At 57.0% G+C, this 22696-nt stretch carries 27 protein-coding genes; 3 read left to right on the top strand and 24 right to left on the bottom strand.

Translation table 11 applies throughout. The features are described 5' to 3' along the window. Nucleotides 1–32 precede the first annotated feature (32 nt). Complete coding sequence (locus QPM17_RS11840; protein WP_285390952.1) at nt 33–1370, top strand: cyclic di-GMP phosphodiesterase; 1338 nt, start codon at nt 33–35, stop codon at nt 1368–1370. On the opposite strand, the gene QPM17_RS11845 is transcribed toward QPM17_RS11840, so the two are convergent. Further along, nucleotides 1335–1763, bottom strand: coding sequence for a hotdog fold thioesterase (locus QPM17_RS11845; RefSeq protein ID WP_285390954.1), 429 nt, complete (start codon nt 1761–1763; stop codon nt 1335–1337). The two genes, QPM17_RS11840 and QPM17_RS11845, sit on opposite strands and share 36 nt — an antisense overlap. A gap of 141 nt (nt 1764–1904) precedes the next feature. On the opposite strand from QPM17_RS11845, the gene QPM17_RS11850 reads away from it, so the two are divergent. Further along, nucleotides 1905–2051: a hypothetical protein gene (locus QPM17_RS11850; protein ID WP_285390955.1), complete on the top strand. Its 147-nt coding sequence runs from the start codon at nt 1905–1907 to the stop codon at nt 2049–2051. On the opposite strand, the gene QPM17_RS11855 is transcribed toward QPM17_RS11850, so the two are convergent. From QPM17_RS11855 to QPM17_RS11865, 3 genes are all read right to left on the bottom strand, one after another. Next, the gene (locus QPM17_RS11855) at nt 2032–4293 is read right to left on the bottom strand and encodes a putative bifunctional diguanylate cyclase/phosphodiesterase (RefSeq protein ID WP_285390956.1); all 2262 of its coding nucleotides are present in this window, start codon (nt 4291–4293) and stop codon (nt 2032–2034) included. The genes QPM17_RS11850 and QPM17_RS11855 overlap by 20 nt on opposite strands. Nucleotides 4294–4394: 101 nt before the next feature. Continuing rightward, entirely contained in the window at nt 4395–5201 is an 807-nt protein-coding gene (locus tag QPM17_RS11860; RefSeq protein ID WP_285390957.1) for a substrate-binding periplasmic protein, read from the bottom strand. Further along, a complete protein-coding gene (locus QPM17_RS11865; protein WP_285390958.1) occupies nt 5198–5944 on the bottom strand; it encodes a substrate-binding periplasmic protein in 747 nt (248 codons plus the stop codon). Before QPM17_RS11865 ends, QPM17_RS11860 begins: the two co-directional genes overlap by 4 nt. A 249-nt stretch (nt 5945–6193) precedes the next feature. Between QPM17_RS11865 and QPM17_RS11870 the strand changes: the two genes are divergently transcribed. Beyond that, a complete protein-coding gene (locus tag QPM17_RS11870; RefSeq protein WP_285390959.1) occupies nt 6194–6877 on the top strand; it encodes a type 1 glutamine amidotransferase domain-containing protein in 684 nt (227 codons plus the stop codon). 18 nt (nt 6878–6895) lie between these two features. On the opposite strand, the gene QPM17_RS11875 is transcribed toward QPM17_RS11870, so the two are convergent. The 20 genes from QPM17_RS11875 to QPM17_RS11970 form a co-directional block, all read right to left on the bottom strand. After that, the gene (locus tag QPM17_RS11875; protein WP_285390960.1) at nt 6896–7339 is read right to left on the bottom strand and encodes an acyl-CoA thioesterase; all 444 of its coding nucleotides are present in this window, start codon (nt 7337–7339) and stop codon (nt 6896–6898) included. 13 nt (nt 7340–7352) lie between these two features. Beyond that, a complete protein-coding gene (locus QPM17_RS11880; protein ID WP_285390962.1) occupies nt 7353–8306 on the bottom strand; it encodes a ketopantoate reductase family protein in 954 nt (317 codons plus the stop codon). A gap of 28 nt (nt 8307–8334) precedes the next feature. Then, nucleotides 8335–9033: a class III extradiol ring-cleavage dioxygenase family protein gene (locus QPM17_RS11885; protein ID WP_285390963.1), complete on the bottom strand. Its 699-nt coding sequence runs from the start codon at nt 9031–9033 to the stop codon at nt 8335–8337. 38 nt (nt 9034–9071) lie between these two features. Then, nucleotides 9072–9263 carry a 2-hydroxymuconate tautomerase gene (locus tag QPM17_RS11890; RefSeq protein WP_285390964.1) on the bottom strand — a complete coding sequence of 64 codons (192 nt, stop codon included), beginning with the start codon at nt 9261–9263 and terminating at the stop codon, nt 9072–9074. A 9-nt stretch (nt 9264–9272) separates the two neighbouring features. Then, complete coding sequence (locus QPM17_RS11895; RefSeq protein WP_285390965.1) at nt 9273–9908, bottom strand: glutathione S-transferase family protein; 636 nt, start codon at nt 9906–9908, stop codon at nt 9273–9275. Next, the gene (locus QPM17_RS11900) at nt 9908–10498 is read right to left on the bottom strand and encodes a 2-hydroxychromene-2-carboxylate isomerase (protein ID WP_285390966.1); all 591 of its coding nucleotides are present in this window, start codon (nt 10496–10498) and stop codon (nt 9908–9910) included. The genes QPM17_RS11895 and QPM17_RS11900 overlap by 1 nt, the downstream gene beginning before the upstream one ends. A gap of 36 nt (nt 10499–10534) precedes the next feature. Then, nucleotides 10535–11329 carry a 2-oxo-3-hexenedioate decarboxylase gene (gene dmpH, locus QPM17_RS11905; protein ID WP_285390968.1) on the bottom strand — a complete coding sequence of 265 codons (795 nt, stop codon included), beginning with the start codon at nt 11327–11329 and terminating at the stop codon, nt 10535–10537. Beyond that, a complete protein-coding gene (gene dmpG / locus QPM17_RS11910; RefSeq protein WP_285390969.1) occupies nt 11326–12363 on the bottom strand; it encodes a 4-hydroxy-2-oxovalerate aldolase in 1038 nt (345 codons plus the stop codon). The genes dmpH and dmpG overlap by 4 nt, the downstream gene beginning before the upstream one ends. A 12-nt stretch (nt 12364–12375) precedes the next feature. Beyond that, nucleotides 12376–13311, bottom strand: a complete 936-nt coding sequence (locus tag QPM17_RS11915) for an acetaldehyde dehydrogenase (acetylating) (protein ID WP_285390970.1) — start codon at nt 13309–13311, stop codon at nt 12376–12378. A gap of 23 nt (nt 13312–13334) precedes the next feature. Then, entirely contained in the window at nt 13335–14120 is a 786-nt protein-coding gene (gene dmpE, locus QPM17_RS11920) for a 2-oxopent-4-enoate hydratase (protein WP_285390971.1), read from the bottom strand. Then, entirely contained in the window at nt 14120–14980 is an 861-nt protein-coding gene (locus QPM17_RS11925) for an alpha/beta fold hydrolase (RefSeq protein WP_285390972.1), read from the bottom strand. The genes dmpE and QPM17_RS11925 overlap by 1 nt, the downstream gene beginning before the upstream one ends. 7 nt (nt 14981–14987) lie before the next feature. Beyond that, the gene (locus QPM17_RS11930; protein WP_285390973.1) at nt 14988–16448 is read right to left on the bottom strand and encodes a 2-hydroxymuconic semialdehyde dehydrogenase; all 1461 of its coding nucleotides are present in this window, start codon (nt 16446–16448) and stop codon (nt 14988–14990) included. A gap of 46 nt (nt 16449–16494) precedes the next feature. Then, nucleotides 16495–17418, bottom strand: a complete 924-nt coding sequence (locus QPM17_RS11935; RefSeq protein ID WP_285390974.1) for a catechol 2,3-dioxygenase — start codon at nt 17416–17418, stop codon at nt 16495–16497. A gap of 4 nt (nt 17419–17422) precedes the next feature. Then, a complete protein-coding gene (locus QPM17_RS11940) occupies nt 17423–17758 on the bottom strand; it encodes a 2Fe-2S iron-sulfur cluster-binding protein (RefSeq protein ID WP_285390975.1) in 336 nt (111 codons plus the stop codon). A gap of 13 nt (nt 17759–17771) precedes the next feature. Continuing rightward, nucleotides 17772–18833 (bottom strand): NADH:ubiquinone reductase (Na(+)-transporting) subunit F, encoded by a 1062-nt coding sequence (locus QPM17_RS11945; protein WP_285390976.1) that lies wholly within the window; start codon nt 18831–18833, stop codon nt 17772–17774. 10 nt (nt 18834–18843) lie between these two features. After that, nucleotides 18844–19203, bottom strand: a complete 360-nt coding sequence (locus QPM17_RS11950; protein WP_285390978.1) for a phenol hydroxylase subunit P4 — start codon at nt 19201–19203, stop codon at nt 18844–18846. Between the two features lie 65 nt (nt 19204–19268). Continuing rightward, nucleotides 19269–20816: an aromatic/alkene/methane monooxygenase hydroxylase/oxygenase subunit alpha gene (locus tag QPM17_RS11955; RefSeq protein ID WP_285390979.1), complete on the bottom strand. Its 1548-nt coding sequence runs from the start codon at nt 20814–20816 to the stop codon at nt 19269–19271. Nucleotides 20817–20830: 14 nt separating this feature from the next. Then, nucleotides 20831–21100 (bottom strand): MmoB/DmpM family protein, encoded by a 270-nt coding sequence (locus QPM17_RS11960; protein ID WP_285390980.1) that lies wholly within the window; start codon nt 21098–21100, stop codon nt 20831–20833. After that, on the bottom strand, nt 21097–22098 hold the full coding sequence (locus QPM17_RS11965; protein ID WP_285390981.1) for an aromatic/alkene monooxygenase hydroxylase subunit beta: 1002 nt from the start codon (nt 22096–22098) through the stop codon (nt 21097–21099). Before QPM17_RS11965 ends, QPM17_RS11960 begins: the two co-directional genes overlap by 4 nt. A 49-nt stretch (nt 22099–22147) precedes the next feature. Then, entirely contained in the window at nt 22148–22399 is a 252-nt protein-coding gene (locus QPM17_RS11970) for a phenol hydroxylase subunit (protein WP_285390983.1), read from the bottom strand. Nucleotides 22400–22696 lie beyond the last annotated feature (297 nt).

Here is a 22696-nt window from a genome sequence, read left to right on the forward strand (position 1 = left end):
CGCTTTGCATCGCGGTCCGAAGAGTACGCACTATGAATCCGGCCCATAAAGACATCGTCGAAACCGAGATTTCTGTCACCGAATTGAAGATCGGTATGCACGTCGTTCGTCTTGACCGGCCGTGGGAGGACACCGACTTTCTGCTGCAGGGTTTCATCCTGCAGACCGAGGAAGACGTTCTTGCTATTCAGGAACAGTGTGACAAAGTCATAGTGTTAGGCAAGGTGGATCGCCCCAGACAGCCCTATGACAAACCTTCGGCCAGCAGAGCGGGGAAGTCACCCCGGTCAGATGCGCCAGCCACAGACCGCCAGGCTTCATCCATTCCCAAGCGTAAAGTCACCTACATCAATAAAATTGACGCCAACCGTGAAATGGCCGCAGCGAGAATGAGCTATTCCGACGCCAAGGCCACCGCAAAGAACATCATGTCCAGCCTGCGGTTGGGGCGAACACTGGAAATGAACCATATTCACAAGGTAGTGGACAGCTGCGTGGACAGCGTGTTGCGTAACGATAACGCCCTGCTACTGCTTACCAAGATCAAGAACAAGGACGAATACACTGCCGAACACTGCATCAATGTATCGATTCTTTCGGCAGCGTTCGGCAAACATCTGGGGCTTCTGGAAGGAGAGATCAGGAATGTCGCCCTGTGCGGCCTGCTTCACGATGTCGGCAAGATGCGAATTGACGATCAGATTCTTAACAAACCCGGTGCCCTGACTCCTGAAGAATTCGCAGTGATGAAAAACCACACCACCTACGGGCGTGACGTGCTGGCCGCCCTGCCCCGGCTTGCCCATTCGGCGGTTGATGTGGCCTACTCGCATCACGAACGGATGGATGGCAAAGGCTACCCAAGGGGTCTGGCGGGGCACCAGATTCCTTTGTTTGCCAAGATCGTGGGGTTAGTGGACACCTATGATGCCATCACCAGCTCCCGGGTTTACGATAAAGGCCGCGCTTCCATGGAGGCGCTGCAGATCATTCACCGTAACAAGGGTTCCCAGTTCGATGCCGGCCTGGCCGTGGAATTTATTCGCATGGTCGGCGTGTACCCACCCGGCTCCATCGTGGAAATGACCAACGGGGAAGTCGGTATTGTGGTGGCAACTCACAGCACCAGCAAACTCAAACCCCGTGTTCTCATGGTGCGGGATGCGAACAAACACCCACTGGCCACCTTCCGCGAAGTGGATCTTCTGAAAGGCATCCTCGACAGCGCAGGACAGCCCTACAAGATTGGCCGGGAAGTGCCGGATGAAAGCTATGGCATCGTGATGAAGGAGTTCATCGAGCAGGGCATTCTCGGCCGCAAGGCGCCGGAGATCTCAGCCCCGGTCGATGACAGCCATGGTGAGCCTTGAGATACAGGTCAGTTTGCCGTCCTCGTCTTCCAGGCGTATTTCCCACACCTGGGTTGTACCGCCAATGTGAACAGGGCGTGCCGTACCATAGACCCAGCCCTTGGTGACCGATCGAATGTGATTGGCGTTGATATCCAGCCCCACTGCGATCTGGCTTTCCTTCCTCAGACAATAGTTGGCAGCCATGCTGCCCAGCGTTTCCGCCAGCACCACTGACGATCCGCCGTGGAGAATGCCAAATGGCTGCACGGTGCGCTCGTCCACTGGAATCCGGCCAGTTACATAGTCATCTCCGATCTCCACGTACTCAATGCCCATGGTCTCAACGGCAGTGTTTCTGCTAGCCTCGGCCATTTGTTCAAGGGTGGGAATGCTACGGGTCCAGATCGCCATGGTGGTACTGCCTCCTGATGCGGGTGAATAAGGTTAGAGCAGGAATGAGTTTATACAGTTAGGCTGCGAACGACTATTGGAAATTTGTTGATGCAGCTCAAATATTAATGATAGTCATTTGCATTTAACCCATGCACTGCTATGCTCGATCAAATCAAGTCAACACGCATCCCTGCCGGGCAGGGGGAGGAGCGCGACAATGAGCAACAGCGCCATTCAGATAGCCGGTTCACCCAGCCATATTCTCAACGCCTGGCGGATTTTGAAGTCATCGAGGAGATCGCCTGAAAGCAGACTGCTCAATCAGCGCCTCAAACGCGGATACGGGCAACGGCCGGCTAAATAGATAGCCCTGAAAGCGTTTACAGCCCATCTGCAACAAACGCTCCCGCTGCCTTTCCGTTTCCACACCTTCTGCCACTGCAGATAACCGAAGCGCGGACGCAAGGGCAAGGATGGTTTCTGCGATTGCCGCATCGTTGGGATCATCAAGGATGTCCCTCACAAAACCCTGATCAATCTTGAGCTCATCCAGTGAGAGGCGTTTGAGATAACCGAGTGATGAATACCCGGTGCCGAAGTCATCGAGAGAGACTCGCACGCCCATACTCCTCAAGGTACGGAGGGTTTCCTCTACTATTGTCAGGTCATAAGCCAGTGCGCTTTCGGTAATTTCAATCTTCAGATTTCGGGGCGAAGCACCAGTTTTTCTCAGGATCTCCATTACTGTTGAACAGAACGAGGGGAGGTGAAACTGCTTCGCGCTCACATTGACCGCGATCGGAAGTTCTGACAACAGATCGCCCCGCAACTGCCAATTGGCAATCTGGAACAGAACATCCTCCAGAACCCAGTAGCCCAGTTGTCCAATCAGTCCACTTTCCTCTGCCAGCGGAATAAACTCGGAGGGCGATACCATGCCGCGACCGGGGCACTGCCAGCGCAACAAGGCTTCTGCACCCACAGAGTTTCCGTCCTCATCCACCTGCAACTGGTAATGGACCGAGAACTGGTTTCCCCGGATCGCTGCCCGTAAGTCAGACTCCAGCGCCAGCCGTTCGGACACTTTCTTCTGCATGGTGCCGTCGTAAAACCTGATGCAGTTCCTGCCGTCTTCCTTGGCGCGAAACATGGCCATGTCAGCCTGGCTCAGGAGCTCTTCAAGGGGAGCGTCATGATCATGGAACAGGGTTATGCCAATACTGGGCGAGCCGTTATATTCAACACCATGAAGGTTGTATGGCTCATTCAGGGCATCACGTAGTTTTTCGCACACCTTCTCGACCCTGGCAGCTGCTCTCGCCGGATCAGAAGGGAAGCCTTTCAGGACAAGAACAAACTCATCCCCACCGATTCTGGCGACGGTATCCCATTCACGAACCGAATTCTGTAAACGTTGGCCGACCTGGACCAATAACTCATCGCCAACGACATGGCCGGCTGAGTCGTTGATAGTTTTGAAGTTATCAAGATCTATGAAGACCAGAGCGCCACTGTTACCCTGCCTTTTGCTTCCCGCGAGAGCCTGCGCCAGGCGATCACGCAGCAAGCGGCGATTTGGCAGACCGGTCAGCGGATCATAGAACGCCAGTTGCTCTATTTCAGATTCCGCCATTTTCTTCTGGGTAATATCGTAAAAATAGCCGTGCCAGACAACACTTTTGTCCGCCAATTCCGCGGGCACTGAGCGCGCCTCAATCCATGCAGTCTCGCCATTGCCTTTGATTGCCTGGAACTGGACCTCAAACGGAGTCAACGTTTGCCACGACTGGTCGATGCCACTGAAAACAGCCGCCTGGTGCTCGGGGACAATGCATTCGAGCAGAGGCGTGGCATCAGGTTTTACACTCGCCTGTGACAGGCCAAACATCTCCTCGACCTTTCGACTGATAAAGGGAAACGTCATTCGGCCAGATGGGTAAACGCGGAATTGAAAAATAACGCCCGGGAACTGCTCGGAATAACGGAACAAGCTGTGCTCGAACTGCTGGTTTCTCACAGATAGTAGCTGCCGGTGAACCGAAGAGCCCAGAATCGCTGCAAGCTGTCCAAGGAACTGTCTCTCAGGCTCACCCGGTGATACAGAGCGGCTGAGGAAATCGAAGCCGAATGCACCCACGACTTCTCCGTCCAGCTTCAGTCCGACCAGCACCAGGCTGCGTATATCCTGTCTCCGAAACTCAGATTGCTCCTCGGCAGCCTCTGCGGCAAGCTCTTCCACCTCCGGAACCGATACCACTGTCATAGCCGCAAGTTGGGCCGCAAGCCAGGGGAAGCGTGCCATAGGCACATTCTGGATTGCCTCTTTCTGGGGGGTTATGCCGGGCGGACAGAATTCGTGGGTAACAGATAGCGTTTGAGTGGCATCATCAATTAACAACAGATAGCTGCGGTCCGCACCGAAGTGGAGTCCAAGCTGGCCTATAAAGCTCTGAACGCTGCCATCAAACTCATCGGTCGAGGCACTGGCCAGCTCCAGAGAAAGCTTGTTAAAGAGTTTGCCCAGGCTTTGAGGCATCTTCTCTGCCATCCATTCGGACTCCTGTCCTGAAGAACCAGATAATCGCCTATTGACCGTATCTCCTCACCAAAGGTTAGTACGAAATGGCAGCAAGGAAAGTTCACGTAACGTCAGTCTGCTCCGGTAAAGGCCTTGCTGTACTCACGAATCAATTGATCGATACGGCCGGACGCCACCATAGTGGCCAACCGATCTGCAATGCGCTCCCTCAACTCGAACGTGTTGCATGGCGACGCCTTGGCAAAAGTGAAGAACAATCCCTCCCTGCTGATCGGGGTTTCCAGGGCTGAGAAATCATCCGCGATACCCATTTTCTCCAGCGTCACCTGCCCCTGCAGGGACTCGTAAAGAACGTAATCGACCCGACCGGCCAGGGCCATCTGAAATGACTGCTCAATACTTCGCACCCCTTCGATATGGAGATTCTCATCAGCGTAACGGTCAAAATTCTGTCCGAAGCTGTTATTAATCAGAGTGCTACCACGCTTTCCCAGCAGATCCGGCCAATGACGGTAAACAAACTCCCCACCCTTCGGCACCCAGACAACGGTTGGCAGGTGGGTTATCGGGGGAAGCAGGTAGTCCATGTAGCGGATTCGCTCCGAGGTGATAAATGCACCGGCCAGCATATCGATGTCACCCAGGCGTGCCACATGCTGGACCCGCGCCCATGAGCCAATGTCCCTGACAACCAGTTCCAGACCCAGGGGCTCGACAATCTCCTTTAGCAGCGTCGGCACAGCACCGACGAGATAACCAGGCGCCTGCGAATCGCGCCACAGTAGCGGCGGGTATTCCGGATTGCCACTTACTGTCAGTGTCTGGCAAGGAGGCGCCGGTGACGCATTCGCGGGAGACAGTACAGACAGTGCCACCACGAAAGGCAGGAACCAAAGATCATTCTTGTCGGGCATCATTTGCTGGCGTAATCCCTGTAACCCCTGACCAGCCTGTCATAGGTACCGTCCTGTCTGATTTGCTCAAACATCTTGTTTACCTGGTCCTGCCGTGAGAGCACTGGGGACTTTCTTGATATGGCAATGTACGAATGCTCACCCGGGACCTGATAGGGGGAAACAGCGACGTCGACACCCAGGTTTTTCACGGTATAACGCCCAACCAGCTCGGGGGCAACAACTACATCCACCCGCCCCATCTCCAGCATTCGCATCAGGTTTTCGTAACGTGCAATTGGCTCTTTAATAAGCTCTTCATCGTTATCGAACTGTTCAAAATAGCTGGCACCGGAAAGCACGCCAATTTTCTTGCCGTACAGATCGTCGTACCCAGTGATCCGGTTTTCGTCGCGATGATAGAAGAACAGTTTTGGTTCCGGCGGGAAGACCGGAGCCACAAAGGCCATCAACTGCTCCCGTTTTTCAGATTTCAGGGGGCCCAGCATGACATCCACCTCGCCCTCTTCCATCATCAGCAGCACACGGCGAAACGGGGCTTCCACATAGCGCACCTGCCAACCAATCCTGCCGGCAATTTCATTGAAAATGTCAACATAAAGGCCGGTTACGCCCTTATCGCTCACCACCCGGTATGGCGGCGCGTGGTTTATCCCCACGGTTACGGAATACCCGTCGTTGCCAGCGGATACCAGCGAAGAAGCCAGTAACAGCCCGGCCATGACGAAAAAAATAAGGTGACGCAAAAGAACAGCCCTTCCATGAGATATTTATCAAGACAGGAAACCGGAACACCGGTTCAGTCTTTTTTCCATCATCGCCCAGAGTATAGACCATGGACAGTAAGGGACATCCCTAGTGTCCCGTCTGGCATCTGGATGTGATCTCCGGGCGTAAAACAGGTCGACGGTTGATTTACCCCACTGTCGCCGCAACAGAGGTGATATGAGGCAGTAACACCGAATTCATTTCTCCAATCAAAAAGGACAGACCGGATGAAAGTACTGATGGTTCTTACTTCACACGATCAGATGGGAGATACCGGACACAAGACCGGCTTCTGGCTGGAAGAGTTCACCGCGCCCTACTACGTATTCAAGGACGCCGGTGCGGACATCACCATTGCCTCGCCGAAAGGCGGTCAACCGCCGGTTGATCCCAACAGCGAGACAGACGATGCATTGACGGAAACCACTCGCCGCTTCCAGGAAGATGCCCACGCCAGGGAAGCCCTCGCCAGTACCAAAAAACTGGCGGATGTGGATATGAACGATTACGACGCTCTGTTCTACCCAGGCGGTCACGGCCCGCTGTGGGACCTGGTAAATGACGACAAGTCCATTGCCCTGATCAGGACTGCCTATGAGCAGGACAAAGTCATCGGTGCCGTTTGCCACGCGCCGGCAGTGTTCAAGAACGTGGAAATCAAACCAGGGCAGAACATTGTTGGAGGCCGGAAAGTCACCGGTTTCAGCAACAGCGAAGAGGAAGCCGTGGGCCTGAGCGGCGTTGTTCCTTTCCTGCTGGAAGACATGTTGAAGGAAAATACCGCCACCTATTCCAAGGGCGATGACTGGGCACCACACATCGTGGTGGACGGCAAACTGATCACCGGCCAGAACCCGGCCTCTTCAGAAGGCGCGGCCAAGGCAGTGGTCCAGACCCTTCAGGAAGGCTGAACGCCCTCCTGACTGTTGTCATTCCCCGGCGTGGCTGATCAGCACGCCGGGTGCTCCCGCCTCAAGCAACTCCCGAATTCTGGCCGGTACCGGCGTTTTTGCCATTTTCGATGGCTGAATCAGTACATAGGTGATATCCGCCTCGGCCACCAGCTGCTCATCCCCATACCGATAGAATTCCAGGTGCACCGTGAATGAGGTGTTGCCAATCCGACCCGCCCTGACCCTGGCCTCCAGCACGTCATCAAAGCGTGCAGGCGCACGATAGTTCACCGTCAGGCTCACCACTTGAATGTCCAGATCCTGATCCAGCAGGTTCTGGTAGTCCCCGAACAGGGTGCGAATGTATTCATTGACAGAAATATCCACGTAATCTGCATAGCGGGCGTTGAACACGACGCTCTGTGCATCGCATTCGCCATAGCGGACGCGGAAACGGAAGCGGAAGGGCAGGTCGGTCATGGGATCACTCTGGTCAGCCGGGTTTCTCCGCCTCAATTGCCAGCAAGGCGGTCACAGTCGAGGTATAGGGTGCCTCGATACCCAGATCCCTGCAACGTCGCAGTACCGCACCGGCAATGCTGTCCAGCTCCAGCGGCCGCCCCTTCTCCTTGTCCACCAGCATGGATGTCTTGATGGCGTTGAACGAACTGATCAGCTCGAACATGTCGTCGAGGTCTGACTGCCCCAGGTTCACGCCATCCGCCCTGGAGGCTGCAACGGTTTCAGCCATCATGCCATACACGATACGGCTGAATTCCGGATGATGAGTAAGGCTGCGGGTATCAAGTCCCGTCAGCGCTGACAGGGGATTCACACCATTGTTAATCACCAGCTTGCGCCAGAGTTCATGGCGAATACGGTCCGAAAGCGTGGTGGGGATGCCGGCAGCGTTGAATTCGCTCACCAGCGTTTCCAGCAGTTGCTGATGGGGGCAGGCTGTGCGTTCGGCGGCAGGCCACTCACCCATCACTATCTGGGCCACGCCTTCAGCTTCAATGACACCGGGCCTGACAATGTGCCCGCCAATCCTGACGGCGAGCCCGCCAATAACGCGGCCGGCACCAATCGCGTCTGCCAGAAGCGGCTCGTTATCAACACCATTCTGCAGCGACAGCACGGGAACCCGCCCCTGGGCCAACCAGTCACCAAGTTCCTCCACCACGGAAGCTGTGGCTGTCGCCTTGAGAGCAAGCACAATAACGTCGAAGTCATCCGGGTGAAATCGGGCAATAAGTTGCTGGTGGTCAGACACTTCTGGCCGATGGACCAGGTCACTCCCGTCGTAGCGAACGGTCAGACCATTTTCCCGGAGGGCAGTAAGGTGTTCGCCGCGGGCAGTCAATACAACCTGATGTCCGGCATCCAACAGCCTTGCTGCGTAGTAACCACCAATGCCACCGGCACCAACCATCAACAGTCTGAGCATTTACGGAATCCTTCGTGTTTTCCGTAGTTTATTGCATCCAGCCATAGCCGGCGAGCGACTGGCTGTTTTCATTCAGTGAAAACCCGAACAAGCGCTGGGGCGCCTTCATTCCGCCCAGACTGAATGCGGTATTGAGCACGCATAATGTCGGATCTGCAACGGGGCGGCCTCTGGCGGCGGATGAACCAGTACCTTTCAAAGCCGAGTTCGACATGGCGTTCGCCCACCGCTGCTCATCAACCCACTGGCGAATCAGATTGCGGATATAGCTGTCGTGGGGCTGGTGATAGCTGGCATTATTGCCATCGGTTTCCAGCCTGTCCAGGCAGATCAGCAAAACGCCCTGATCCCGCAGTGCTTCCAGGCAATGGCCAATGTTCCGATAGTGCTCGCTGGTCATGCCGGTGTTGAGCCGCAGCTCGATCACTTCCTCGGGTACCAGTTGCATCATGCTCTCAGCCAGTTGTTTCAGGCCTTGCTCTCGCGAACCGCTGACAGCGACATCAAACCCGCGTGCCTGCATACTGGATTGCAGGTGCCTGGCGAGGAAGCCCTTTCCACACTGGTGAAAAATTTCCGGCCGCGTGCCGCCCTTTTCAGACGTTATAAATGCCACATTGTTCACGACAATGTCCTTCGGTACCAGACGGCGCAGACTGGATTGGGCTTTGGAGCCGCCCAACGCTTTCGTCTCACACGACAGATACAGTACTGGCAATCTGTTCACAATTTACCCCGGCAATCCACATTGACCTGAAGACCTGTCTAGGGCCTGACTTTACTGGCAGGTTCACCGGCTATTCCGAAATGGTTTTTTGGCATTTCGGTGATGATGACCCGCACACGCTCAATCGGTGAATCGATGGTGCGGGACATGGCTTCCGATACCTCCCGGATAAGGTTCTCCTTCTGTTCATCGGTGCGCCCTTCGAGAATGTACAGCTGTGCTATTGGCATGGTGTTTCCTCAAGTAAGATCAAACAGAAAGTTCCTCACCCGTTCCGGGCTCGCAGATACAAACGCGGGGTGAGCGGCCATGCGCCCAAGCCATTGACGAATGGCAGGAAACTCTTCGGGAACCTCCACATCATTGGCTAACGCCAGCGCAAACCTCGGAAACAGGGCACACTCAGCCAGAGTTGGCTGGTTGCCGGCCAGGAAGTGCTCCGTGCCGAGAGCTGTTTCCAGGGCCGGCAGCCCTTCCATGAATCCGCGGATCCCCGCACGAATTCTGCTCTGGTCCCACTCCTTCTCAGGTTTATCGCGCTTCTCGAACACCACTTCCCGGATACTGCGCCCCAGAACATTATCGCCATATACCATCCAGCTTCGCGCCTCCGCCCGCTGGCGGGGGGAATCAGGCAGCAGCGCCGGGCCCGTTTCTGCCAGATACTCCAGCATGGGCCCGGAGTCCGTCAGCACCAGATCCTCGTCTATCAACACCGGCACAGTGCGATTGGGTGCCAGCCTCTGCCATCGGGCAAGTACATCTGGATCTGACCGGTCCAGGCTGTCTGCAGCTCTTTCCTGCAGCGTCAGGGCAATCCGGACCCGCCAGCAGAACGGGCATTCGGGCTTGTCGATCAGCTCTAACCTGCTCATCAGCGTGCCGCTCCCAGTTCCTGCAGGTGCTCCGCCACGAAGTCCAGTCTGTCCTGACCCCAGAAAATCTGATCGCCGATGACAAATGTGGGGACCCCCAGAGCGCCCTTTTCCTGTGCTTCCTGCCAGTTCCGGTCGATCTGGGCATGGTTTTCAGGATCATCCATTGCCCTGGCAAAGGCTTCCCCGTCCAGTCCGACGCTTTCGGCAACCGAGAGCAGCACATCCGTATCGCCTATGTCCCGGCCCTCTGACCACTCCGCTTGCATCATCGTCACCAGGTAGGGCCTGAGCAAACCTTCCTTTTCTGCCAGCAGGGAGCCTGCACCCGCCCGGGTCGGGTCCGTGGTTTTTGGCGGTGGAGTAAGGGGCATACCGAACCGGCGCGCCCAGCGCGCCACATCCTGCCGGGCAATAGGCATTTTGACCTTTGCGCGATCCGGATCGGACCGACCATGCCAGCCCCCCAGTGGCCGCCAGACAATATTGACTTGATACTGGTCGAATACCTCGAACATGCGACTGCTGACCAGGTAGCAGTATGGGCTGCGAAAGTTGAAATACAGATACAGATCGATAGCCTTATTCATAAATTTCGTGCTCCGGCGGCAGTATTTGTTGAAGGTCTAGATGAACCTCCCGGACACGGTTCCCAGCCCCTGGTAACGCACGGTGATATTGTCACCAGGCTCTACGGCGATGGCGGCGGTAATGCCACCGGTCATGATGAAGGTACCCGCGGGGATGTGTTCGCCCCGCTCTGCCAGCAGGTTCGCCAGCATGGCCACGCTGGAAGCAGGATGGCCCAGCACGGCTGCGCCTGCACCCACGTCTACAACTTCTCCATTCTTCTCGACCACCACACCCAGGGTCTTCAGGTCCACATCCGCAACGTCTGCCATCTGACCACCAGTGATGAAGCGGGTCGACGAAGCGTTATCGGCAACCACGCTCACCAGATCGAACTTGAAGTTCTCGTAGCGGGAGTCGATGATTTCCACGGCGGGAATCACGAAGTCCGTCGCCGCCAGTACCTGGCCAATATGGCAGCCCGGGCCCTTCAAGGGCGCCTTGGTAACAAAGGCAATTTCGGCCTCGATTTTCGGGTGAATCAGCTCCTTGGTGTTGACCACACCGCCATCCGGAACACTGAAATAATCCGCCAGGAAACCGTAAATCGGGGTTTCCACGCCCATCTGGGCCATCTTGGCCCAGGAGGTGAGGCCCATTTTCATGCCCACGATCTTGTTGCCCCGCTCCTCCTTGCGACGGCGGATTTCCCACTGCACGTCGTAGGCATCCTCGAAGGTCATGTCCGGGTAGTCATTGGTGACCTTGGTGATGTCGTGGGCCTGCAGTTCGGCATTTTCCACGTGTTCGGCCAGGGCCAGCATCTGTTCACGGCTTAGTGTCTTGCTCATGCGTTCTGCTCCTTTTGCGCCGCCAGCAGATCCAGCGCCACATCCACAATCATGTCTTCCTGGCCACCCACCATGCGGCGTTTGCCCAGCTCTACCAGAATATCCACGGTCTTCAGGCCGTACTTCTGCGCCGCCACTTCGGAATGGCGCAGGAAGCTGGAGTAGACACCGGCGTAGCCCAGGGCCAGGGTTTCGCGATCCACTCGAACCGGGCGGTCCTGCAGCGGCCTGACAATGTCATCAGCCGCATCCATCAGGGCGTACACATCGGTACCATGTTCCCAGCCCATCTTGTCGAAGGCGGCCACACAGACTTCCAACGGCGCATTACCCGCACCGGCACCCATGCCGGCCAGGCTGGCATCAACACGATCACAGCCTTCTTCCACCGCCACGATGGAGTTGGCCACACCCAGGGCCAGGTTGTGGTGGGCGTGAATGCCGGTTTCGGTTTCCGGCTTGAGCACATCCTTCAGCGCCCGGAAGCGGTCACGGATGTCGTTCATGTTCATGGCGCCGCCGGAGTCGACCACGTACAGACAGGTAGCGCCGTAGTCTTCCATCAGCTTGGCCTGTTCCGCCAGACCCTGCGGAGTCTGCATGTGGCTCATCATCAGGAAGCCGACGGTGTCCATGCCCAGCTTTCTGGCGTGTTCAATGTGCTGCTTCGAGACATCCGCCTCAGTGCAGTGGGTGGCCACTCTGACGATTCTGGCGCCGGCGTTGTAGGCATTGTCCAGGTCGTGGACGGTGCCGATGCCGGGCAGCAGCAGGGTGGCGATCCTGGCGTGTTCAATCACTTCGGACACCGCTTCGATCCACTCCAGGTCGGTGTGGGCGCCAAAGCCGTAGTTGAAGCTGGAGCCCTGCAGGCCATCACCGTGGGCCACTTCGATGGAATCCACCTTGGCCTTGTCCAGGGCCCGTGCAATGTCCTGCACGTTCTTGATGGAGTACTGGTGACGGATGGCGTGGCTGCCGTCCCGCAGGGTCACGTCGGAGATATAGAGTTTCTTGCCGGGGTTATAAGTCATGAGTCAGTCTCCTCACTTGACCAGCGATTCGGCGATGCGCTCGGCAGTACCGAGGGCCGCGGAGGTCATGATGTCCAGGTTGCCGGCGTAGGCCGGCAGGTAATGGGCGGCGCCTTCCACTTCCAGGAAGATGGAGGTCTTCAGGCCGCTGAAGCGGCCCAGGCCCGGGACGTTCATGGGCTGGTCTTCCGGAATCACGTCAAACTGCACTTTCTGCTTGAGGCGATAACCGGGCACGTAGCTGTTGACGGCCTTGACCATTTCTTCCACCGAGGCTTCCACTTCCGCCTGGTCGGCGGCATCGGAGAGCACGTAGACGGTATCCCGCATCAGCAGGGGCGGCTCGGCCGGATTGAGGATGATGATGGCCTTGCCCTTCTGGGCGCCGCCCACCACTTCGATGGCCTTGGAGGTGGTTTCGGTGAATTCGTCGATGTTGGCGCGAGTGCCGGGGCCGGCAGACTTCGACGAAATCGAGGCGACGATTTCGGCGTAGTGTGCCTTGGCCACACGGGAGACCGCTGCGACCATGGGAATTGTCGCCTGGCCACCGCAGGTGACCATGTTGACGTTGCCTTCCTTCAGGTTCTGCTCCAGGTTGACCACCGGGACGCAGTAGGGGCCGATGGCCGCCGGGGTCATGTCGATGATCTTGATGCTTTCTTTATGACCCCGCAGGAACACTTCGTTGTGCATGTGGGCCCTGGCGGAGGTGGCATCAAACACGATGTCGATGTCGGCGAACTCCGGCATCTTCACCAGGCCATCCACGCCCTCGTGGGTGGTGGCGACGCCCATACGCGCAGCACGGGCCAGGCCGTCAGACTCCGGGTCAATACCGACCATGGCGCCCATTTCGATGTTCTTGCCATTGCGCAGAATCTTGATCATCAGGTCGGTGCCGATGTTGCCCGAGCCGATAATGGCTGCTTTGATTTTCTTGCTCATAACGTTGTCCTCATTAATCCCGATCAGGCGAAGCGCACCGAGGCACTGCCGATGCCACCAATATCTACGCGCATGTAGTCACCGGCCTTGACCGGCTCCAGCGGAACCAGGGAGCCGGACAGGATGACTTCGCCGGCCTTGAGGGTGATGCCGAACTCGCCCAGGGTATTGGCCAACCAGGTCACGCAGTTCACCGGGGAGCCCAGTGCTGCAGCACCGGCACCGGCACTCAGCACGCTGCCGTTCTTTTCCACCACCATGCCGCAGGTCACCAGGTCCACCTTGCGGGGAGAGACCGCCTGGTCACCCAGTACAAACAGGCCACAGGAGGCGTTGTCGGCAACCGTGTCCTGAATCGCGATCTTCCAGTCCTGGATGCGGGAGTCGACGATCTCGAAACACGGCATGACGCATTCGGTGGCAGCCAGCACATCGGCATTGGTAACGCCCGGGCCGCTCAGGTCTTTCTTCAGGATGAAGGCGATTTCGCCCTCGGCGCGGGGGGCAATCAGGCGGTCGCTGATGGGCATGACCTCACCACTGTTGAACACCATGTCGTCGGTCAGGTACCCGAAGTCCGGCTGGTGCACATTCAGCATGTTCTGCACGGCCTTGCTGGTGACACCGATCTTCTTGCCGATGATGGAGGCACCATCCGCCAGCCGGCGTTCCAGCATCCTCAGGGAAATGTGGTAGGCGTCATTAATGGTGATGTCTTCGCCGCGGCTGGTCAGCGGAGAAACGGCTTCCCGGCTGAGCATGGCCTGGTAAAGCTCATCACCCAGTGCCTGAATACGTGTCTGTTCCATTATTTTTCTCCTGCAGCCGATTGATCGGCCTCGGTCAGAAAATCGTTCACCAGCCGGGCGAACCGGCTGGCATGTTCAATCTGGGTCCAGTGGCCACAACGGCCAAAGACGTGAAGCTGTGCCCGGTCGATCCAGTCCGCCAGGGTCAGGGACGTCTGCAGGGGAATCACTTCATCTTCCCGGCCGTGGATCACCAGGGTTTCATGGGGCAGTGCCCGGATGTCTTCTTCCGGGCTCGCCAGGTTGTCTACCCAGCGCTGGCGCGGAGCCGGGAACATGGCTGCAAAAGACTCCTGGAAACCGGGGCGGATGCTGGCCTGGTAGCGCATCTCCGCCAGTTCGTCGGTGAGCAGGCCCTTGTTGAAGGCGAACACGTCCATCAGGCGGCGCATGTTTTCAAGGGAAGGCTCGTAACCCCAGACCTCATCCAGCCCTTCGGTAATTGGAAAGCTGACGCCAACCGAGCCCATCAGCACCAGACGACGCACCCGTTCCGGGTGCTCGATGGCCAGGGCAAGAGCCAGGCCGCCACCGAAGGAGTTGCCCACCAGATCCACTTTCTCCAGGTCCAGCGCGTCCATAACACCGATGGCGTGGGCCACCCAGCGTTCACGGTTGTAGGTGTTGTCTTCCGGGCGTTCGGTGTAACCGAAGCCGAGCATGTCCGGCGCCACCACACGGCGGTGCTTCGCCAGCTCCGGAATCACCAGGCGCCAGTTGGCCCAGGCAGTCACTCCCGGGCCGGAGCCGTGGATCATCATCACCGGAAAGCCACCCTGACCATGGTCGTGCACGTTGGTGCGGTAGCCAGCAGCCGTTATCTCACGCCCGATTTCCGGACTGTTTTCAGATGCAGTCATGATCGGCTCACAGTTTCACGCAGATGTTCTTCATTTCGGTGTAGAACTCCAGGGAATGCACACCGCCCTCGCGACCAATCCCGGACTGCTTGCTGCCACCGAACGGCGTCCGCAGATCCCGCAGGAACCAGCTGTTGACCCAGATAATGCCGGCTTCGACCTGGCCCGCCACCCGGTGGGCACGGGTGATGTTCTCGCTCCAGATCGCCGAGGCCAGCCCGTAAGGAAGACTGTTGGCCAGCTCGATGGCCTCTTCTTCGGTATCGAACGGGCAGAGGTGGACACAGGGGCCGAAGATCTCGTCGGTAATCACCGCGGAATCTTCCGGCAAACCGGTCCAGATAGTTGGCTGAACCCAGGCCCCACCGGCAAGCTCTGCCGGCATATCAGGAACACCACCACCGGTGATCACAGTGGCACCGTCATCAACAGCCTTCTGGTAGTAGGAGAGGACTTTTTCACGATGTTTGAGACTGACCAGCGGCCCCAGGTTTGCTTCAGCATCGTCCGGCGGGCCAATTTTCAGGCCCTCGGCAGCCTCTTTGAGACGTGACACAAACTCATCGAAGATGGAACGTTCGACATAGACCCGCTCGGTGCCCAGGCATACCTGGCCACAGTTGGCAAAGGCCGAGCGCATGGTGCCCTCGATCGCCTTGTCCATGTCACAGTCGGCAAACACCAGGCCGGCATTCTTGCCGCCCAGCTCCAGGGAGATGTCCCGGATGCCCTTGGCGGCGGCTTTCATGATGACTTCGCCGGTACCGGTTTCGCCGGTAAAGGTGAAACCATCTACCTGAGGATGTTCAGTCAGGAAAGCGCCCGCCGAGTCGCCACCGAAACCGTGCACTACGTTATAAACCCCATCCGGCACACCGGCCTCTTTCATGACTTCGCCCAGTAGTGCTGTGGTCGTGGGGGTCTCCTCGGAAGGCTTGACCACCACAGTGTTACCACAGGCCAGGGCGGGACCGACTTTCCAGGTCATCAGCAGCAACGGCAGGTTCCAGGGGCTGATGACACCAATCACACCCTTGGGGCGACGTACCGCATAGTTCAGCGCGCCGGTGCCATCCGGTGTCGGCATTTCAAAGGATTCCGTGGGCACGTTCTTGATCATGTCCGCGAACACCTTGAAATTGGCCGCACCCCGGGGAATATCGATATGGCTCGCCATGGATTTTGGCTTGCCGGTATCGAGGCACTCCGCTTCCAGGAACTCGTCAAACCGGGCGTTGATGCCGTCGGCTACCCTGTGCAGGATGCTGGTGCGTTCCTCCAGCGTCATCCTGCCCCAGGGGCCGCGCAGGGCCGCTTTTGCGGCCTTCACTGCGGCATCCACCTCGTCCCGGCCGGCTTCGTGAACCTTGCTGATCAGTTTGCCGTTTGCCGGGTTGACGTTGTCGAACAGCTTGCCGCTGGCGGAGCCAACATACTGCCCGTTGATGTAGTGCTTGATGTCTTTCATTGCTGCCTAATCCTGTTATAGATAGCCCTGTTGAACTGCTGAAAAGTCAGGTCAATACCGTCAGGAACCGTTCATTCAGTACCCGGTCGTGGTAGAAGATGGCCTTGCCCAGTTGCTCGGCCTGCCAGGTAACGGGCTTGTGGTCCGGGTAGTTGTAGTCGCCACCACAGAACACCTCGTTGCGGTTGCCAGACGGGTCAAAGAAGTAAATGGTCTTGCCGTGGGTCAGGCCATGACGGGTAGGCCCGATATCAATGGAGGTATCGGTCATGGAAATCAGGTCCGCCGCCCTCAGCACGTCTTCCCAGGTTTCCAGGTAGAAGGAGGCGTGGTGGAACTTGCCCATTTCTTCGTGATGAATAAAGGCAATGTCGTGGGCCTTTGTGGACAGGCTGAGGAACTGGGCAATACGGGTGCCGTCGCCGTCCAGAACCTGTTCGGCAAGGTAGAAGCCAAGAACATTGACGAACAGATCGTAGGTGGCAGCCAGTTCCGGACCATACATCAGGCAATGGTCAAAACGGACGACCTTCATCCCTTCCAGGTTGCGCGGCCAGGCTTCCGGATTCACCTCGGTGATGCCCCACTTGCCGGTGTACTGCTTGTCAGCGTAAAGCTCGAACGTATGGCCCGAGGGAGCCTTGAACCGGACCCGTCGCCCACAGTCTTTGAGCTCACCTTCGGGGACCTGTTCGATGTCGACACCGTGCTCTACCAGATCCTTCTCCAGTTGCTGCAGGGAAGGCTCATCCACCACCTTGAAGGCCATGAAATCGCAACCGGGTTCATCCGCCTCGCGCAGAACCACGGAGAACTTGTCCACCTCGGTCCAGGCCTTCAGGTACACCCTGCCCTGGTCATCGCGGTCGGTTTCAATCAGACCCAACAGGTCCGTGTAGTGTTTAACAGCCGCATCCATATCGAGTACACGGATCTGGACATGGCCGGGACGCATTACACCTTTTCTCATGACGTTACCTCATCGATTTTGTTGTTGTTTGCTGCCTGGCCGTCTCCACCACTTCGCGGGGACGGCATTCAATTGTCAGGTTGCTCAGAGGATAAATGCGGCAAGCCAGTACCTCGCCACATGCCCTTGATTCCGGTGGTACATGCACCCTGCTCATCTTTCCGCATTCGTAGTCACCGCTGAGCACGGTAACCTTGCAGAATCCGCAGCCGCCGCCACGGCAACCTACCGGAACACACTTCAGGCCCTGCTGTTCCATGGCCTTTAACACACTCTGGCCAGGCTCACAGTGAAAGCGGTTTCCGCTGCACTGTTCGGTGATCTCGAAGCCGTCGCTCATGGCGCCGCCCCGGTCAGATTTTCTTGAACAGCGCCGAGCGCTGGGTTTCTTCAGCCCCGTCGGCTGCGGTCAGGAACTTCTCCATGAAGATGTCCCTCTCGAACAGCCGGCCCTGCATCAATGCCGTGATGGCGGCATCAATCATCGGTGGCGGCCCGCACAGATAGGCTTTGTGGTCGGCAAAACGTCCACCGAAGTGCTCCTTTGCCGCATCGTGGACATAGCCCCTGAACCCCGGCCAGTCGCCATCTTCTTCCGCCTGGCTCAGTGCCGGTACGTAGGTAAAGTTGTCGTTGTCCCGGTCCAGAGCCTCGAAGAGCTCATGGTTGTAGAGCTCCGCCAGGTTGCGGGCGCCCTGGAAGAGAGTGATCTGACGATCGTCGCCCTGCTCCAGAAGATCGAGAATCATCGATTGCGGGCTTGAAAGCCCGGAACCACCGGCAATGAAAATCAGGTTGCCTGGCTGCGAACTGCGCACGAAAAACTGGCCATAGGGGCCTGACAGATGCAGCTTCTCACCTACCTTCAGTTGCTGGTGGATGTAGGTGGTTGCAGCGCCGCCTTCGACCAGCCGCACGTGAAGTTCCACTTCATCGGCCTTACTGGGCGGATTGGCGAGGGAGAAAGCTCTCGGGCCATCAACGCCCGGCAGCTCGACATTGATGTACTGGCCGGCCTGGAAGGTCATCGGACGGTCGAGTTTCAGATGCACGCCCTTGATGGTCGGGGACAGTTCGACGATATCGGTAACCGTCGCCGCATAGTCTTCAACCGGGTAACCCTCAAAATCCTCGTCCACATCAATATCTGCCTCGATGGTGACGTCGCTTTCAACGGTGGCGCAGCAGGCCAGGACCTTGCCTTCGTCCCGCTCGACATCCATCAGTGCAAAAGGTGAGGCATCGCCGATTTCCACATCGCCTTCGATGACCTGAACCTTGCAGGTGGCGCAGGTGCCATGGCCGCAAGCGAAAGGAAGCCAGACGCCCTGGCGCAGGGCAGCCGCAAGGATGGTCTGGCCGTCCTCTACTTCTATCTGTTCGCCGATTGGCTCTACGGTGACGGTATAACTCATGACATTGTCCTCAGGATCCGGAACCGCTGATGCCATCCAGGCCAGGGGTGGTTACTGTCAGCATGCTCTTATGGTCAATTCCACTGTCCTTCATGGTGGCGGACACATCTGGCGTGAACGGTTCGTCGTTCAGCTTCCATTCCGCTTTCAGGAAATCCGCTCTGGCGCTGTCGGGATGGCTTGCAACGGCAGGCTTCAATACCTGCTCCAGGAAGTCGCCGAAGGTCATGTCCGGCGCAACCATCACGGCAAACGGCGAGCAGAACATCAGGTGGTGTGGCCAGTAGATGTAGAGCAACTGCATGCCATGGAAGTTTTCCACGCGGTCTTTCGGTTCGGCCTTGTACTCGGAAATTGCGTTGACACTCATGGTGATCACCTTGTTGTTTTCGTGGTCACTGCGTCCGGGCAGTCAGCGCCCGGACGCGCTACAACTCAAGCTGCATCCTGCTCGCTGCCAGGCTTGCTGGCCCTTGGTTTCAGGCCCTTGATCTCCAGCCAGCGCTGATGATCCGGCGAGCCCAGATACTCCAGATTGTCCTCGCCGAGCTTGATGTGGTAGTACTTCGATACCACTGTCTCGACGTCTGCGCCTTCGCAGTTGCCCTGGTAGATCTGATGTACCGGCAACCAGGCCTGGATGTACTTTTCAGGCTCGTTCTTGAAGATGTCGCAGCAGCCATCGGAGCAGAAGTGATAGCGCTCACCCTCGTGCTGGATCTGCCGATGGCTGAGCATCGAAGGATCATCCTTTTCGGTAAAGATGGTCGGAATCTGGCAGACCTGGCACAGTTGCGGCAGGGTGTTGTTATAGAAGCGCCGACCGGCTTTCTGCTCTTTGTCCCAATGCTCGAAGCGGTCCCGGTAGTACTTGTCGAAAGTTTCCGGGTACTTCTCTGACAACCACTTCATTTCATCCTCTTCCGGCATCCAGGTATGGAAATTGGTGGCCTGGCTGTACTGGTAGAAGGTGCTCCACGCCTGGTGACTGACGTGATTCTTGGCATCGTTGGCCACGTCCTGATACTTGGGCGGGCGAATGCCATAACGTTCAAGGTCCTTGAACAGGGCGCCACCATTCTGCTCGTAGTACACCTCCCAGGCTTCGGCCCAGGACATGACCTTGTTCGGCAGCATGTAGTCCATCATCATTCCCACCAGGCTCAGCAGGCGGAAACCGCGCCAGAACCACTTGTCGATCCAGCGCTGGACAATGGGAACGTTGTCTTCGTGCTGCTCGAGGATGAACTTGATCACCTCAAGGCCCAGGGTCATGTGCCGCGCCTCGTCAGACTGGGCTGAAAAGCCGAAGGTGACGGTCGCCATATCGCCGTTGTAGGCGGCGCCGGACATGAACGGCACGAACAGCAGGTTGGTCAGCACATATTCGAACGAGAATGAAATTGCCGTCAGGAATTCGAACGGGCCGGCGGAACGGGCATCGTCGAAGAACGACTTGGGCACCGACAGGAACCACACCCGGTCGTGCATGTGCGAGGCATCATGCAGGCCGTTGAAGTGCTTGTTGTAGTGGCTCATGGCGTGTTGCTGGGTCTGGGAATGACGCAGTTCGTCAATGGCCTGCATCTGGCAGGCCACACGGGCGCCGGCACCGCTGAACTGACGGCCAACCCGGGCGTATCCCTGGAATGCTGCGTACTCGAGCGGTGATACACCTGTAAGGAACAGCTTCAGTGCATTCACATAACGGGCATCAGAAATGTTCTGGTGGCCGTTGTTCTGGGCAAAGGCGTCAAAGATGGCGTACAGCTTTTTCTCTTTTTCAGCCTGGTACTTCCAGTAGGCGTCCATGGTCAGCCGGAACGGATCTTCCCACTGGGACCAGTCGGTAATCTTGATGCCCTCAAAGTCCTCATCCGGAAAAATGTCTTTCTTTTTCTGGTAAGTGGGCTCCCAGGCCATGTCCCGGGTCAGGTACTGGTATTTGTCTTTAAGATTAAGCTTTTTGTTTTTAACAGCCATGATGTGTCTCCTGATCAGTTCCACTGAAGAATGAAGTGGTCGTCGTCTTCATCGACGTTGCCGCCGATACTGATCACATCGATCAGCATCTCCTGCACGTCCCAATCGCGACCGAGCTTTTCTTCCATTGTTTCCCGGTTGATCACCAGGCGTTTTTCCGCCTGAATCCGGATCATTGCCGGCTGGTGCTGAACTTCCGCTTCAGGGTTGTCCTCCTGGATGGCTTCCACCAGGTACCGTGCGTTGTCGTTGTCCTGGAAGGCGATAAATACGAGCTGGCTCATGCCTGTACTCCCTTGCCCTGTACTCCGAGCTTGTCGAGACGAGTGGCGAACTGGGCGCGAATTTCATCCAGCACCTCAGATCCGGTGGTTTCATTGGCAATCGGCAACAGGGCTTCGTATACCCGTGGTTCCCAGTGATCGATCCAGGCCTGGATCTGCTCCCGGTTGGCGTCGCTCTCCGCGACCACAGTCTTGAACATGGCATTGGTCCAGCGCAGTGATTCCTTGAACCAGTCGCGCATGAACTCGGTCAGCATGGAGACATCCTCCGCGCCCTGCTCTCCCAGCCACTCATCCATCTTTTCGTAAATCAGCGGATAGAGCTGGCCGTCGATCAGCAGGTTCTGAACCACGGTCAGCTCGAACCAGTCGTCAACCACAAGGGTGTCCTCAACCAGTCTGCGCATTGGCTGCCAGAGCTCATCGTCCATCCAGTAGGATTTGGAGTGATCCAGAGCGGTACCGGTACTGCCATCGATCATCAGAGCAATGCGGGAAAGATACTGGCCCATGCCCAGGCGGTCGGTGGCCTGGTAGATGTGCATCTGGGCCACGGTGGTGGCAATGGCGTCGCCTGCAATCTTGCTGTTGTTCATGTTGGCGCCCAGCTCAACATGACGCAGCGGAACCAGCAGGCGCAGAAGCTGCTCCCGAGTCTCTTCGGGCAACCGTGTCAGCAGGTTACGCTTCTCGCAGAAGGAATAACTGGTCTCTGCGGACTCCTGCATCTTCGCGCGATTGCCCACATAAGCGCCGTAATAGAACTGACGCGGGTCGGTCACTGCATACCAGTCTTGCATGCGAATGGCGGTTCTGCGGGGATCGTTCAGAGTGCGCTCCGGGTCCCACAGCGGCCGGTAATGGAAGTTGGTTGTGGCTTCAATATCGAAGCTGGCTTCCTGGTAACGGCTCGCCGGCTTTTCACCAAAACGCCGGGCAATATGTCCGTAGGTGTGGCGGATGGGTTCCACCGAGTTGGTTTTGATCTCAATGCTCATATCAACTTACCGTCTTGTTGTTGTGAGTGAAGATTCGATTGAACGCGGGTTAACGGTGGCCCTTTTCACCAAAGCGCCACTTGACCATGTCGGCATCGATCTCACGGATCATGTCGGAATCCATGTGGATCACCTTGTTGTGCCGGCAAAAGATGTCGAAGGCATCCCGGGGGAGCACCAGCTCAACAAACAGTTCGGGGTAACCGATGGCAAAGTCGAACTCCACGAACCTGTCTTCCGGCCCACTACGCACCCGTATGTAGCGGGGCATATCGTCGAAGCTTATGGCTTGATTGGTCATTGTTGGCACCGTTGTGTTTGTTATCGGTTGCCATGACATGAGCAACGGCTGTGCCAAGCTCTGAAAAAACCTCGCAATGAAGTCTTCACACGATTGTTTTCAATGGATTTTCCGGGATTGTTAGACAACTCCAGGCAACAGGTTCCCTGAGAGTTTCAGAGTATGGAAAGGGATATTTTTCATCATTTGATCAACCTGAAAACCTGAACTGAGCAAATGCTCAGCTCACCGGCCACCAGGGGTTTCGTTCAGGAATTGATCATTTGATTGATCTTTACCAGGGATAGGGTGTTATAT

The organism is Marinobacter azerbaijanicus (assembly GCF_030250645.1).
Lineage (GTDB): Bacteria > Pseudomonadota > Gammaproteobacteria > Pseudomonadales > Oleiphilaceae > Marinobacter > Marinobacter azerbaijanicus.